This window comes from Aminobacter sp. P4_D5, from assembly GCF_056401815.1.
On record NZ_JBFUIP010000791.1, the window covers coordinates 1 to 679 of the forward strand.

1 protein-coding gene and 1 pseudogene are annotated in these 679 nt (G+C 61.9%); both read left to right on the forward strand.

The genetic code is table 11. The features are described 5' to 3' along the window. Positions 1 to 200 (forward strand): annotated as a pseudogene (locus AC1DWF_RS35025) (DNA modification methylase); the annotation flags it as partial. Between the two features lie 118 nt (positions 201 to 318). Then, positions 319 to 679: DUF5681 domain-containing protein (locus tag AC1DWF_RS35030; protein ID WP_476843071.1), on the forward strand; the 361-nt coding region annotated here is incomplete at its 3' end.

Below are 679 nucleotides of genomic sequence, written 5' to 3' on the forward strand. Positions count from 1 at the left end.
GCAGCACGTTGATCGCCGCGGAGCAAGCGGGCCGTCGCTGCTATGGCCTGGAGCTGGATCCGCTTTACATGGACACGGTCATTCGCCGATGGCAGGCGCTGACGGGCGACGTGCCGATCCACGTCGTTACTGGTACGACCTACTCGGACCGAGAGCGGGCGGTTAGCATGACGGGAAAGGAACTCGCTCATGTCGAGTGACGGTCCCAAGCCTCGCCGGGGCGGGGACTACAAAGTCGGTTATGGCCGGCCGCCGGTTCATTCTCGGTTTCAGCCGGGACAGAGCGGTAATCCGCGCGGGCGTCCGAAGGCTGATCTGATGGATCTGGCCAGCGCCATCGAGGAGGAGCTGTCCCAGAAAGTGATCCTGACCGAGAACGGTCAGCGGCGTCGTCTCACGAAGAGGGTGATCATTGCCAAGCAGGTGGTGAACAAGGCGGTCGGGGGTGATCTGGCCGCCTTAAGACACTTGCAGGCTTGGGAGAAGCTGAGGGCGCTCGCGCGGAACAAGGGTCCTGAAGGTGAGGCGGTTCAGCGAGACGACGATACGCTCTCCAAGATCGACTGGTCGTCGGTTCCGACTGAGGACATGGAGAAGATCCAAGAGGCACTCCTCATCATCGACAAGCTGGGCAAGAACGAGCCGGAGTTTCCGCTGCCGCCATCGTGCATCACCAAAC